6 protein-coding genes are annotated in these 15,794 nt (G+C 46.7%); 5 read left to right on the top strand and 1 reads right to left on the bottom strand.

Annotated elements, in window-relative coordinates:
• The 3 genes from SRRS_RS21815 (at position 1) to SRRS_RS21805 (ending at position 3,171) form a co-directional block, all read left to right on the top strand.
• Positions 1 to 366 (top strand): VOC family protein, encoded by a 366-nt coding sequence (locus SRRS_RS21815; protein ID WP_371363492.1) that lies wholly within the window; start codon positions 1 to 3, stop codon positions 364 to 366.
• Between the two features lie 189 nt (positions 367 to 555).
• On the top strand, positions 556 to 927 hold the full coding sequence (locus SRRS_RS21810; RefSeq protein ID WP_371363490.1) for an ArsR/SmtB family transcription factor: 372 nt from the start codon (positions 556 to 558) through the stop codon (positions 925 to 927).
• A gap of 96 nt (positions 928 to 1,023) precedes the next feature.
• On the top strand, positions 1,024 to 3,171 hold the full coding sequence (locus SRRS_RS21805; RefSeq protein ID WP_371369908.1) for a heavy metal translocating P-type ATPase: 2,148 nt from the start codon (positions 1,024 to 1,026) through the stop codon (positions 3,169 to 3,171).
• Positions 3,172 to 3,274: 103 nt separating this feature from the next.
• Here SRRS_RS21805 and SRRS_RS21800 read toward each other — a convergent pair whose 3' ends face one another.
• A complete protein-coding gene (locus tag SRRS_RS21800; protein WP_371363489.1) occupies positions 3,275 to 4,570 on the bottom strand; it encodes a dicarboxylate/amino acid:cation symporter in 1,296 nt (431 codons plus the stop codon).
• 696 nt (positions 4,571 to 5,266) lie between these two features.
• On the opposite strand from SRRS_RS21800, the gene SRRS_RS21795 reads away from it, so the two are divergent.
• Complete coding sequence (locus SRRS_RS21795) at positions 5,267 to 6,970, top strand: ShlB/FhaC/HecB family hemolysin secretion/activation protein (RefSeq protein WP_371363488.1); 1,704 nt, start codon at positions 5,267 to 5,269, stop codon at positions 6,968 to 6,970.
• A gap of 55 nt (positions 6,971 to 7,025) precedes the next feature.
• Positions 7,026 to 15,788: a hemagglutinin repeat-containing protein gene (locus SRRS_RS21790; RefSeq protein WP_371363487.1), complete on the top strand. Its 8,763-nt coding sequence runs from the start codon at positions 7,026 to 7,028 to the stop codon at positions 15,786 to 15,788.
• Positions 15,789 to 15,794 lie beyond the last annotated feature (6 nt).

The following is a 15,794-nucleotide window of genomic DNA, read 5'->3' as shown; positions in this document are numbered from 1 at the left end:
GTGAATTTTAGATTTGCGCACAATAATATTAATGTACTGGATTTAGAAAAGAGCATGGCCTTTTACAAAGAGGCGCTGCAGCTTACCGAAACCCGTCGTATCGAAAAACCAACCTTTACGATTGTTTATCTGGGTGATAGCCAAACTCCGCACAAACTTGAACTGACCTGGCTGAAAGAACGCAAGGAAGCTTACAATCTGGGGGAAAACGAATTCCACCTGGCCTTCATCACCAGTGATTTTGAGCAGGCCTATAAACATCATAAGGCGATGGGCTGCATCTGCTATGAAAACAAAGACATGGGTATCTATTTTATCTCAGATCCGGATGGCTACTGGTTAGAGGTATTGCCGGAACGGTTCTAGTCGTAAAATAATTGGTATCAATTTAGCGAAACCATATATTTTTTGCAGGAATCTGGTGTTATAAACAGGTCCCCGGAAGATTTCGGAGGGTAATTCCGAAACTTTCGGGGATTTTTTTCTTGACAGTTTTGGTATATTCATCATACAATAACATATGAACATACATTCATATGAAGTGAGGTGGGCGCCATGAAGGCAGCCGAAAGAGATACTTGTGAAGAGTGTTGTATCCATCCACAAGCAATATGTCTTGCAAAAGCAGCAATGCTTGAAGACAATACCATACAGGATTTATCGGAAATGTTTAAGATTTTGGGTGATCCCACGCGGATTAGAATATTGCATGCGTTAACAAAAGGAGAAATGTGTGTCTGTGATATTACCGAAGCCTTAGGGATGAATCAGTCGGCAGTATCACACCAACTGAGGACATTGCGTAATGCCAGGCTTGTTAAATTCCGTCGCGAAGGCAAGATCGCCTGGTATTCCCTTGACGATGATCATGTAATCAGCTTGATGTGCCAAGGATTGGAGCATATATCACATACTGACAGGGGGTAGAAAATTATGGGAGGCAAAGAACACGGCCAATGTCAGTGCGGGTGTGGCTGCAGCAGCAGCCAGGCGGTGCTGGCAGAGGCTGACTATGGCATGGCTATGGATAATGATAGTCTGATGAAAAGTACTTTTCTGGTGACTGGTTTGGACTGCGCCGATTGTGCGGCTAAGGTCGAAAAGGCTGTTCAACGTCTAAATGGCGTAACTGGCGCGCAACTAAATTTTGCCGCAGCGAAATTAAAAGTCACATACGATAAAACGATTTTGAGTATAGAGGAAATTACCCAGGTGATTACCGGCTTTGGGTATGGTGCGAGTCTGGTTAAGGACGGGCAGCTTGGCAGCAAAGTCGCAGAGCAAGCTGCTGTAACAGAGCAGGTATGGTGGCAGAAGCCCCGGATGCTGTCAACGATTGCGTCCGGACTGTTGCTCGGTGCCGCCATGATCGCTGATTATACAGATGCGCCGGCAAGGCTGCAAATCGTTTTATATGCCCTTACCATGCTTGTTGGTGGGTATCCTGTGGCAAAAAGCGGGTTTACTGCGCTGAAAAGTATGATACTTGACACTAACTTCTTGATGGTTATTGCCGTAATTGGGGCAGCGGCTATTGGGGAATGGAGTGAAGGGGCGACCGTTGTTTTCCTCTTCTCGCTGGGAAATGCTTTGCAAGCCTATACGATGGACAGAACGCGTGATTCTATCCGGTCACTGATGGACCTTGCGCCGCGTGAAGCACTTATCCGGCGGCAGGGGGAGGAGCTGCGGCTGCCGGTAGAAGAAATTATGATTGGCGATGTTCTTGTTGTAAAACCGGGAGAGCGCATTGCCATGGATGGCCAGGTTATCAGCGGCTTTTCCACCGTCAATCAGGCGGCGATTACCGGTGAATCCATGCCTGTGGAAAAACAGACCGGTGACGGAGTGTATGCCGGTACGGTTAATGAGCAGGGCGCTTTGGAAGTTGTCGTAATGAAGCTGGCCGAAGACTCTACGTTGGCGACCATTATGCATTTAGTAGAAGAAGCGCAGGCGGAAAAAGCTCCAATGCAACAGTTGGTTGATGTTTTTGCCAAATACTATACGCCGGCCGTAATTCTGGCCGCCATTGGCTTGACAATTATTCCTCCGCTTCTGTTTCAGGGTTCGTTTGATATTTGGTTTTACCGGGCGCTGGTACTGCTGGTTATATCCTGTCCCTGTGCGCTGGTTATCTCTACCCCGGTGTCAATTGTGTCGGCGATCGGGAATGCATCACGGCATGGCGTATTGATAAAGGGCGGGGCTTACCTGGAACAGATGGGAAAAATCCGGGCGGTGGCTTTTGATAAAACAGGCACACTGACCTATGGCAAACCCCAGGTAACAGATATTATTCCTTTGGCCGTAGCCTACGAGCCACAGCAGATACTCGTAATGGCGGCTGCTGTGGAAACCTGGTCAGAGCACCCGTTGGCCCAGGCGATTGTGACTCACGCCGGTGAGCAGGCATTGCCGCCGGTGAGCAATTTTAAAGCCTTGCTTGGCCGGGGGGCGCAGGCGGACATAGAGGGTCGTACCGTCTATGTCGGCAATATCCGGATGTTTAAAGAATTGGGCTATCCGCTTGCCGTTCAGGAGAACAGCGTAGCGGCATTGGAACAACAGGGCAAAACAGTTATGTTGGTCGGCAGTGACGGTGAAATTTATGGCGCCATCGCTGTTGCCGATACCCTGCGCGATAATAGCCGGGAAGCCGTAGCCACGATCAAAGCTGCAGGTGTAGAACAGGTAATTATGCTGACAGGCGATAATGAACGGGTAGCGAATGCCATTGCCGGCAAGCTTAACCTTGATGCCGCCTACAGTGAGCTGCTGCCTGAAGATAAGGCCGGTACCCTTAAAAAGCTGGCCGGACAATATGGTAGTGTGGCCATGGTCGGCGACGGGGTAAACGACGCTCCGGCACTGGCAATTGCCGATGTGGGAATTGCCATGGGCGTGGCCGGTTCCGACACGGCGCTGGAAACAGCCGATATCGCCCTCATGTCTGATGATTTAGGCAAACTGGCCTATGTAATGCAGCTTAGCCGCAAGACAGTTCAGATTATCAAGCAAAACATCTCGTTCTCATTAGGGCTGAAATTGCTGTTCGTATTTGGCACTTTCTTCGGCTTTGTCAATCTCTGGCTGGCAGTGCTGGCCGATACCGGAGCAGCGCTGCTGGTTACGCTGAACGGCATGCGGCTGGTGCGGGAGTTAAAGTAAATTAAACATTAAAGTCTTATCTACTCAGACAAAGGGCATGGTTTCGATCAGGCTAAAAAAGGGTTGCCTCATTTTTTGAGGCAACCCTTTTACGAGCAAAATTTTAAGCGCCAATATTAGTATTTTCGCCGTACGCCTCTGTTTCACTTACGTTAGACGAAACAAGTTTGGCAATAACCAAGTCACCAGATACGTTCAGGGTAGTTCTGCACATATCCAGGAAGCGGTCAACGCCGAGTATTAAGCCCAAACCTTCAACAGGCACGCCAACGTTTACACACAGAATGGCGATTATCGGCAAAGTGCCGCCAGGAACGCCTGCTGTGCCGATGCCGCCCAAAACTGCCGTTAACACTACTACAACCTGTTGGCTGATTGTTAAATCAATTCCGTAAACCTGAGCCAGGAAAAGCAATACCGCACCTTCATACAGTCCCGAGCCGTTTTGGTTGGCCGAAGCGCCGCAAGTCAGTACAAAACGGGAAATCTTGGAAGGGAGCTTAAGAGATTTTTCCGCAACCTCCAGGGCAATTGGCAAGGTGGCATTGGAAGAAGCAGTTGAAAATGCATATACATAGGCCTCTTTACAACCCTTAAAGAATTTCCAGGGGTTTGTTTTGGCAAAAACCTTAAGGAAAACAGCATAGGTAACAAACTGTTGAACTAACAGGCTTAGCACAACTACGCCGGCAAATAAAGCAACATTACCCAGGAAGCTGGCGCCCATACGATAGGTAGTGTTAAACACAATGGCAAAGATACCATAAGGAGCAAGCTGCATTGCCCAGTCGATTATTTTGAGCGAACAGTCAAAAACTGCTTCCAGCATCTTAACAAAGGGATGGTTTTCATCCTTAACACAGATGCTCAGAGCATAGCCGAACATTAACGCAAAAACCATAACTGCAATAATTTCGCCGCCGAAGGCTCTGGCAGCAGAATCAATTGGGTTTTGAGGAATTAAATCGGTAAGATATTGAGTCCAGGGCTTATCTTTGGCAATCTGCATGTTTTTGTTAATTGATATGACAGCCTGATTCTTGGCAAGCTGTTCCTTATCAAACTGCAAGCCGACACCTGGCTGCAAAGTGTTGGTGAGTATAATGGCAATAAAAACTGCAATAAGGCTTAATACCACAGTATACGTTAACGATTTAGCAGCAACCTTTCCCAGGCTGCGGCCTTTGCCAAGCTCGTAAACGCCGAGCATGAGAGCTGAAACCAGCAAAGGAACAACGACCATAAAAATCATTTTCAAAAAGACAGCACCGGTTAAGGTACAAAGGTCAGTGAATGTATCCATGAAAGGAAAAGCTTTTTGCGGTAAATTGTAATACGCAAATATTCCGGCAATAACACCCAAAACGAAACCTAACAGTAGTTTTTGATATTGCTTCATATTCATCCCCTACCCTTTCTGTTATATAAAGACTAGGTATTACGAAAGCACCACTTGTTGCGCATCCCCCCCTCAGTTTACGTTTTATAGCAAGCTAAGTTTCTCTCCAGTGTACGCAGCATCAGCCTCCCTTTTTGAATATTCGGAAATACCTAATAATACCTATACTGTCTATTATTGTATATGAATACATTATAACTCAAAATATTCAGTAATTACAGTATAACATTACAAAAATAAAAAAAATAATCCTAATAAGCTTGTATTAATATTATTGTGCATATATGAGATACATTTAGTTACCCTAATCACTTGCCGATAATTGTTAACGATAGAAGAACAGGAAGTTGGCAGTTATGATGATAAGTAAGGTGCCTGTCATGGGAATGGCTATCCGAAATGAGTCGAGGTCTGCTGTCTCGTGACTCAAATAAACATTAAAATAAGTAACCACGAAGGGTAACGGGACATTGTCCCGCCTTTCGTGGTTTTTGTTTTTAGGGGGGGGAGAGCATCGCTTACCGTAAAAGGACAAAACAACACTGCAAAAAAAGCCATAAAATCTAGAGGGAATATACGGGTAGTAAGGAAATATATAGAAGAGAGAAATTTTAACAATTTTGTTATATTAAATCCAAAAACCAAAAAATCTATCAGCTCACTACCCCAAAACACAACCTAAGGAGACCAGACCACATGAACCCACACGTACTCGCACAGCTCAGAAAAACCTGCGCACTCACCCTAACCGTATTGCTTACTAGTACCAACCTAACCTGGGCGGCTCCACCGCCGACCAGGACCGAAATCGAAGACCAAAACCGCAAAGCCCGGCAAGAACAAGAAGCCCGTCAACAGCGCGAACAAACCCCGGACGTCTTCCTGCAAAAAGGCAAACAAAGCACCGACGACCTTAAACTGCCCGAAGAGACCCCCAGCTTTCTCATCACCACCATCAAAATTGCCGGTGATGACCAGGGAAACTTCCCCTGGCTGCAAGAACGGGCCAGTCTCTACCAAGGCCAAAACATCGGCTGGCAAGGCATAAATGCCATCGTCAAACACCTCACCAACGCCTGCATTGACCGGGGCTACGTCACCACCAGAGTCCTCATCCCTCAACAAGACATCTCCACCGGCGTCCTCACCCTCCAACTCGTCCCCGGCACCATCCAGGACATCCGGATTGCTGATCCCAACATCCGGGCCGATTGGAAAAGCGCCTTTCCCACCCGACCCGGACACATCCTCAACCTGCGCGACCTCGAACAAGGCTTAGAACAAATGAAACGAGTTCCCTCCCAGGATGCCAGCATGCAACTCCTGCCAGGAGACAAGCCCGGTGAGTCCATCGTCGAGATCACCGTCAATCAGACTAAACCCTGGAAACTCGTAACCTCCCTCGACGACTCCGGCAGCAAAGCCACCGGCAAACTCCAGGCCTCCGAAACCTTCGCCCTCGACAACCTCTTTGGCGTCAACGACCTATTTAACATCTCCCTCAACAAAGACGCCGAAAAAAACGACACCCAATACGGCACCAAAGGCAACAGCTTCAGCTACTCCGTACCTAACGGCTACTGGACCTACTCCCTCTCAAGCTCAGTCTACAAATACCACCAGACAATCCCAAACCTTGGAAACAACTTAGTTTACTCCGGCCGCACCAGAAACATTGAACTAAAAGCCGAAAAACTCCTCCATCGCGACCAAACCAGAAAAACCCATCTGGCCTTTAGCGTCATAAAGTCCAAAAGCAAATCCTTTATCGAAGACGCCGAACTAGAAATGCAGCGGCGCAACACCACCGCCGCCAAACTTTCCCTCAGCCACAAACAATACAACGGACAAACCGTTGTTGACTATAACTTAGCCTACAAACGCGGCGTACCCTGGCTCGGCGCCACACAAAACCCCGGCGACAACGAACCAGGCCAGCCGACGACAAAATACAACCTCTGGACCTTTGACACCAGCATTACCACTCCCGTTACCCTTGGTAAAACCAAAGCCCAATACAACCTAACCCTGCACGGCCAATACACCAAAGACATGCTCTATGCCTCCGAGTTCCTCAGCATTGGCAACCGCTACACCGTGCGCGGCTTCGACGGCGAACAAACCCTGTCGGCCGAGAACGGCTTCTATCTTAGAAATGAACTAAGCATACCACTTAACCAATCAGGCCCCGAAGTATACATAGGCTTAGACCTAGGCAGAATCAGCGGACCATCCGCGAACCCTGATACTGGCAAAAGGCTGGCCGGTACAACCCTGGGACTTTGCGGCAGCGTCGGCAGCGCCCAGTACGACCTATTTATCGGCACACCCCTAAAACACCCGGCCGGAATCCAAGTACCGTCACACGTATACGGTTTCCAGCTAGTTTATCAACTATAACTAGCTAACAATAGCTTTTGAATAGATAGGAAACCAAACCCAAGGAGGGGATAACATGTCCGGATTTTCTCTAAAAAACAAAGCCCAAAAACTAACTGCGTGGATCACCCTAGTACTATTTACCCTGCAGCCAATCTTCGTTGCTGCTCAAACCGTAGCCGATCCCAACGCAGCCAAACAAAGCCGGCCAACCGTCGAAAGTGCCCAAAACGGCACCCCGGTCGTACAAATCGCAGCGCCAACCGCCGGCGGCGTATCTCATAACCTTTACCAACAATTCAACATCGACCCCCAAGGACTCATCCTAAACAATTCCTATGGTTTTTCTAAAACACAACTTGCCGGATACATACAGGGCAACCCTAACCTCGCCGGCGGTTCCGCTCGGGTTATCTTAAACGAAGTTACCAGCAACAACATCAGCCACCTCCGCGGCTATCTAGAAGTCGCTGGCCAACGAGCCGACGTCATCATTGCCAACCGCAACGGCATCATCGGCAACGGCTTCGGCTTCATCAACACCAACCGGGGCGTACTCACCACCGGCACCCCCATCTTCGGTGGCAACGGCAGCCTAGAAGCCTTTCGCGTAACCGGTGGCCAAATCGCCGTCCAAGGTGACGGCATCAACGCCACCGGCGCTGACCGTGTCGACCTCATCAGCCGGGCCGTCACCGTCAACGCCGGCATCTGGGCCAAAGAACTAAACGTAGTAACCGGCCCGAATGCCGTAGACTACAATACACTAACCACCCAAACCATAGCAGGCGACAGCACCGAACCTCAGCCCCAAGTGGCGATTGACGTCAGTGCCTTAGGCGGCATGTATGCCAATAAGATTAAACTGGTAGGCACCAAGCAAGGCGTCGGCGTCAATAGCCAAGGTACCTTATCCGCCGATAGCGGCAACCTCGTCCTAACCAACAACGGTCAAATCACCCTCGCCGGCAAAACCAGTGCCGGCGGCAGTATAAACATAAATGCCACCGACAACATCAATGCCCAAGGCACAATCTTTGCCAAACAAAACACCAGCATTAACAGTACCGGTACCTTAACCAACACCGGTACCATGGCCGCAGGCAACAACACGGAACTCACCGCCAAAACTATAGCCTCGACCGGAACAATAGCCTCTGGTATAAAAACCGACGGTACCGTCGGTACTGCAGGAAACCTAACCGTCACCGCTATGGAAACTATAACAGCCACAGGCAAAAACATTGCTGGCGGCAACCTTACCCTAACTGGAACCAACATCGACGTAAATGGCGCTTCCACCTACGCCGGTGGTTCCGCAAGCATCACCGCAACCAATGGCGACATTGACCACAGTGGGGCAACAACCCAAGTCAACGGCCAATTAACCCTGAACGCAACCGGGGCCGTCAAAAACCTGAAAAATACAAATAACGTAGCTGGACAAATCACCGCTGGCCAAATCGCTATCACCGCAGGCGATATACTAAACCAGGACGGAACCATCCAGCAAACTGGCTCCGGCGATACCACCCTAACCGCCACCGGCGCCATCGATAACACTGGTGGAATCATCGCCACCAACGGCACAAACCTTACCATAAAAACAAGCACAATCAACAACAGCCAAGGAAAACTCCAGCACGCGGGAACCGGAACGCTGGGAATACAAATAACCGATGGCATACAAAACACCAGTGGCACCATTGCTACCAATGGGCATGCCACACTCAGTGCTCAAAACCTAGATAATACTCAAGGCACTATTACTGCCGGACAAGATCTGGTAATATCCCTAAATGCTAACCTAACCAACAACCAGAATGGCCAACTAAGAGCCAACCAAAACCTAACCATGAACATCGGCGGTACCGTTACCAATGCCGGAACCATCACCGCCGGTAAAGACGCCAATATAAATGCCAAAGACATAACCAACGAAACCGGTGCTACTATCATCACCGGCAATAACCTAAACCTAATAACAAGCGACACCCTAACCAACCAAGGGACAATCTACGCCCAGGGCAATACCAAACTGGAAACTGCCGGTACCTTAACCAACACCGGCTTGCTTGCCGCGGCCAAAGACACCACCTTAGCCGCTAACACCATTTCTTCTAGCGGTGTCATTGGTTCTGGCCTCAACAGCGACGGCCGCGTAGGCAATACTGGTAACCTTACCATCAAAGCTAATACTACCGTTGCCACCACCGGACAAACACTAGCTGGCGGTGACCTCGCCATCACCGGTACCTCTATCGACCATACCGGTGGCAAAACCTCTGCCGGTGGAACAGTCAGCTTAACCACCACCAGCGGTGATATCAATAACACCGGCGGCGAAATCCAAACGCACGGCGCGCTAACTATAGTAGCGGCCGGCAGCATAAACAATGATAAAGACGGCCAAGGTAAATCCGCTCAGATAACCGCCGGCAAAATAACCGCCGTAGCTAATAGCATCAGCAACAAAGGCGGCACCATAAAACAATCAGGTGCAGAAAATACAACCCTAACGGCGACAACTACCATCGATAACACCGAAGGTACCATCGCTACCAATGCCGATAATTTCACCGTGGAAACCGGCACCTTAACCAATACGAACGGGAAAATTCAACACGCGGGAACAGGTGCACTGACAATACAGGCTGCCAATAACCTGACCAACACCAGCGGCAGCATCGCTACTAACGGCCAACAAAATATAGAGGCTCGGGCGCTAGATAACACCAAAGGTACCATTGTAGCCAAAAAGCAACTTATAGTAAAAGCGCCTTCCCTTGTAAACAGTCAGGGAACCCTTGCTGGTGATTCTATACACATTACTTCCCAAACAATTACCAACAACCAACAAGGCTTAATCCAGGCACAAAAAGGCCTAACAGTAAAAGCCCAAGCCCTGGATAACCAGACAGGCAGTCTGCTAAGCCTTGACAACAGTGGTGCCATCATTGCCGTTGACCAAACCATCCAAAACTCTAATGGTGTAATCGGTGGAAACGGCGATGTAACCATAACCGCTGCAAACCTAACCAGCCAAAACGGACAAATCCTAGCCCAAGGCAATCTTAACATCACCACAAGCCAGGGACTAGATAACACGAATGGTAAGATAGTATCCAAGCAAAACATTAACCTCAGCCAAAACAACACGACAGTAAATAACACCGGCGGTACAATTAATGCCGGTGGGGAATTAAGCGTTAAGGCAAACACAATTAACAGCACCGGTGGTACCCTGACCGCCACCAACGATGTTAACCTTACCGCTCAAAATCTAATAAATGGAACAACCACGGCAGGGCGTGACGTCAACCTCACCGTAAGTGGTGACTATACCCAGGAAACCGGTCAAGTACAAGCTAATCGTGATGTCAATATTCAAGTAACCGGGACAGCGACAAACAAAGGCAGTATTAATGCCGTAAATGAGGTCAAACTGACTGCTGCAACGGTTAATAACAATACAGGTGCTGTTGTATCTGCTAATAAACAGTTGAAAGTATTGGCAACAAACGATGTCAACAACGGTGGCAAACTTGACAGCGACTTGGTAGATGTACAAGCACAAAACATCAATAATACTGGAACCGTCATGGCAAAGATCCTAACCATGAATGCCAACACCATCAAAAACACCGGCGACGCGGCCATGCTGGCCACAACGACCGAGATGAACCTTAACGCCAAAACCGCGCTGGAAAACAAGGATGGCGCTACTATTTACAGCATCGGTAATATTACCATCGCTGGTAGTGATAAACGCGACGCAACCGGACTGCCGGTAGATAGCACCGGTTCAGTACTTAATCAGTCGGCTAAGATTGAAGCTGATGGCAGTATTGCGATATCTGCCAAGGATATTACGAATACGAGAAGGGTAAATGAGGTTAGTCAAAAGGTTGTATCAGATAACACGTATTCCAAAATTGAAGAGAAAAATTTAAGATTCATGCATCATAGCGATAGACATGGAGACGAAATTTACTGGCAGTTATGTAAGATCGTTGATCCTAAAACAGCAATTTTGCTTGGTGTTAGAAAAGAGAGAGCTCCAATCTTTAATTTTGAATATGAAGTTAAGACATGGATGTTAGGACAAACCGTTACTGAAACTGATTTTATCCAAGACTCGCCCGAGAGTAAAATTGCAGCTGGTGGAAATATATTATTACGAGCTGACAAGATTGAAAATAATAATAGTATGGTCGTGGCTTCGGGTACACTCGATGCTATAGGATCAGTAAAAAATACTTCACAGGGGCGGGTAAGAATAATTACTCGTCATTTAGCTGACGGAAATGATATTGAAGACATACATGGTCATCGGTATCACGAAGCTTATAAAATTTATGACGAAACGATCTACGAACAGCTACCTGGTACTCCCGCCATCTTTGATGGTCAAAAACAAGTAATCATCAACGGCCCCAGCGTAACTAACATCACTAATAACCCTGCAAACATTACCGGAGGAAATACTTCAACCCTAAAACCTACGCAGCAATCCGATGTCTCCAAAATCCAAACAGTTCTAATAAACACCACTGCAACACCAATAGGTCAGACAGGGACGACTGGCAGTGTATCTAACATTGTCAACAAAAACAGCATGAACATAATCCTGCCCTCAAATAGCCTCTATACCATTCACGCTGAACCGGGCAGTCGCTATTTAGTTGAAACAGACCCTAGGTTCGCTAATTACCAAACCTTTATTTCCAGTGACTATATGCTGAAAAACCTAGGCTTAGATCCCTCTAAAACCATGAAGCTGGTCGGCGATGCCTTCTATCAGCAGAAGCTGGTTCGCGAACAAGTCAGCCAGTTAACCGGCAGGGAATTTCTCGGCGACTATTCCTCCAACAATGAAGAATACAAAGCCTTAATGGATAACGGTACGACTTATGCGAAGAAGTTCAACCTACAAGTCGGTATTGCCCTGACCCCTGAACAAATGGCGCAGCTTACTTCCAACATGGTTTGGATGGTAGAGCAGGAAGTACAGGGACAAAAAGTACTGGTTCCCGTAGTCTACCTGGCTCCGAATCAAACTAGCAGCCTGAGGAATAACGGCGCTATCATCTCCGGCGAAAATGTCAGCATCACGGCAGAACAGGACATCGTCAACCAGAACAGTAAAATAACCGGCGGTAACATCAACCTGGTAGCTGGCCGGGACATCAAGAACGAGACAACGACCTTTATTGCCAAAACAGGAGATCATTTTGAATCAGGCAACGAAATCAGAACAATGGCCGGACAAACCGCCGAAATTACCGCTAACGGCAATCTAACCGTTAACGCCAAACAAGATGTAAAAATCGTCGGAGGTAAATTATCGGCAGGAAACAACGTAACCATTGACGCTGGCCGTAATCTGGAAATAGGGGCAGTGGCTACCGGCGATATAAATACCAGGAAAAATTATCTCCAAGAAACCACCACAAACATAGGCAGCAGCATCACTGCCGGAGATAATATAACTTTAAAAAGCAAGCAGGACACTAATCTAAGTGGTGCTAAAATAGCGGCAGGTAAAAATGTTACACTCACGTCTACCGAAGGTAACATTAATATTAACGCAGTAAAAGATGAAGAATTAGTAGACACTAAAAGTCGCAGCTGGTTTAAAACGAACTCGTACCATAAAGAAAAAACGAGTAATGTAATCAGCAGCATCACAGCTGGTGAAAACATCGGCATGTCAAGTAAGCAAGATACTAACCTGAGCGGAGCTGACTTGAATGCTAGTAAAGAATTTAACATTACTGCCAACGGCAATGTCAACATTACTGCAGTAAAAAATGAAATACTGCAAGATGAAAAAACAGGATCAAGCAGCAATTGGAAACGAACCCGTACTGACGATGAAACAGTCATCGGCAGTAATCTACACGCCGGCGGCAACGTCAATATCGCAACTGTTCAATCTAACGACAACAAAGAACCTAATAAAGGCAATATCACAATTGCCGGCAGCAACGTCACCAGCGATAACGGTAAAATTGCCATCAAGGCCGATAAAGACGTAACAATTCAAGAGGTCAAAGAAAAACACGAATCACTCGTACAGACCCATAAGAAGAAAAGTGGTTTCTTTTCCTCGAAAACCACAGATACTCTCGACTATTCCCTGACGAACCAAGTCAAAGGCAGCACCATTTCCGGGGATCAAGTCGACATCAATTCCGGCAACAACCTTACCGTCAAAGCCGGCACCGTTGTCGCCACAAACGACGTTAAACTGCAAGCCGACAACGATGTAACCCTTACCTCCGCCCAAGAAACAGGCAAAGAAGAACACTACAAACGCGTCAAAAAATCCGGTCTATTTGGTGGTGGCGGCTTAGGTTTCACCATCGGATCACAAAGCACAACAACAACCCTAAATGAACAAGTAAAAGACGAAATCGGCACCACTGTTGGTTCCATCAACGGCAATGTAACCGTCACCGCCGGCAACAAAGTTAAGAGCGAAGGCACAACCTTTATCAGCGGCAAAGACACCAACATCACCGGCAAAGAAGTAACCATTGACAACACTATTAACACCTATGATAGTCAGTACAAATTCGAATACAAAAAAAGTGGACTTACCGTGTCTTTGGGTGGTACAGTCATTGAATCCGGTCTCAGTATGGCCAATCATTTGGACCGTTCCGGAGAAGTAGAGGACAACCGGTTACAAGTGCTTCATCTCAAGAAGACTTACGAGGACTATAGAAAAATAGATAAAACCTTCGATGAACTCGGGAAACTCAAGGATGATCTTAACAAAGCAATCGAAAAAAGTAAGATAACCAATAGTAAGGTCGATCAAGACGCAGCCACAAAAGCCGGTAATAGCCTAAAAGATAGCATAGACAAAGCCTTTTCCATTAATGTCAGCCTTGGTACAGCTAAAACAACCATGGAGCAGAACACCCATGTAGAAACAGTGAATGCCTCCAACGTATCGGCAGGCGGCAATGTTACCATCAAATCCACTGCCGGCGACGTTAACCTCAAGGCTACCAATATTAATGCGACCAATATTACAATCGGCGCCGTAAAAGATCTCAACATCGAGTCTGCTCAAAACGTTTCGAAAACCGATGCCAAGACAAATTCATCCTCCGCATCCGTCGGTGCAACCATCGGCCTAGGCTCAGGCTCTTTCACCGGATTCAATGCTGGTGTTAACTCCACTAAAGGCAAGGAAAACCAAGCATCCGTTACCAACGCCGAAAGCGTAGTCAATGCAAGCGGTACCGTAAACCTGAAATCAGGCAACGATACCAACATCATCGGCTCTCAAGTTAAAGGGAACAAGGTAGAAGTCACCGTAGGCAATAACCTCAACATCGAGAGCAAGCAGGACAGTGAAACCTTCACATCGGAAACCCAAAGTAAAGGAATCAACGCAACAACAGGATTCGAGAAAAGTAAAGAGGATCCGACGAAAAAAGTAGGTACTTCCAATGTAACTGGATCTACAAACACCGGAAAGATGAACTCCAGTTACACCAGCGTAGTTGATCAAGCAGGCATTTTCGCAGGAAAAGACGGTTTCGATATCCAAGTAGGAAAGAAAACCGACCTAAAGGGTGGGGTCATTAGTAGCGAGGCTACACCGGATAAGAATAAGATTAGTACCGATACGCTGGCTTGGCAGGATTTGCACAATAAGGCGAAGTATGAGGCAAGTAGTAAAGGTGTAGGTATTGGTATGAAAGATGGAAAGATAGGTATGCCAACACCTAATTTGGATATACCTGTAAAAGGTGATGCGGATAGTATTACGAAATCTGCTATTTCACCAGGAACGATTGAAATACGAAGCAATCCGAATCAAGACTTGTCAAATCTCAGTCGTGACCCAGAAGGCGCATTAAATGAGTTAGGTAAGATTTTTGATAAGAAGACGGTTCAGGAACGGCAAGAATTAATACAGGTATTTAGTGAAGAAGCTAATAAAATCGTAGGGGAAATCGCAAGTAGTTATCAACAGAAAGCTCTTGATAAAGGCAAAATAATTAACCAATATATGAATGAAGCACAAAAAGCTTATAATGAAGGAAATGAAAGCAAAGCTAAAGAATATTTAGCTTTAGCTCAAACAGAACTTGATGATGCCAACAAAATCTTATCTCAATGGGCACCCGGTGGCACAATGAAGATCTTACTTCATACTGTGGTCGGAGGTGTAACGGCTGACTTATCTGGTGGTAATATCTTATCAGGTGCTGTTAGTGATGGTACTAGAGAAGCAAGTAGAAAAATATTAACTAATTTATCGCCTGAAGAACGTCAATGGGCTGCAGTAGTAATTGGCGCCGCTGTTGGTAAAGTAACAGGGGGCACAAGTGCTGATGTGGAAACAGGTGCAGGAACGGCGGTAAATGGCGCTAAGAAAAATCATGATATTGATGATGTATTTAATAATCCAGACTATCTTGCTTGGGCTGTTTTTGGACGAGAAAATGAGGCTTCAAAAGATCGATTGTGGAAAGATGTTGTATATAGAAAATTAATGATTGGAACTTTGAAGTGGTGCCAATCAACAGCAAGTCTCATGGGTAAGGCTGGAATACCTTTTCAATTTGGGTTCGAAGTTCAAAAAAATTTATGTCAACATTATGATGATCCTAATTATGGTTTAGATCAAGCCAGTTATGATGCAGCTGTATCAACTGGTATCGGCTATATGCAGGGGAAGATAGTAGATGGTACTGCTGATTATTTGGGCAAGTATTTTAAGCTTTCTGATACGCAAACGGAATGGTTAAAAAAATTAATGAATAAGACTGTTGAATTAGCCAAAGAGAAAGCAGGACTTGATAAAAGCTAATTGTTT

The sequence above is a fragment of the Sporomusa rhizae genome (assembly GCF_041428845.1).
In the GTDB taxonomy this organism is placed as follows: Bacteria; Bacillota; Negativicutes; order Sporomusales; family Sporomusaceae; genus Sporomusa; species Sporomusa rhizae.
Note: the sequence above shows the minus strand (reverse complement) of the source record. Positions and strands in the feature narration are given on the sequence as shown.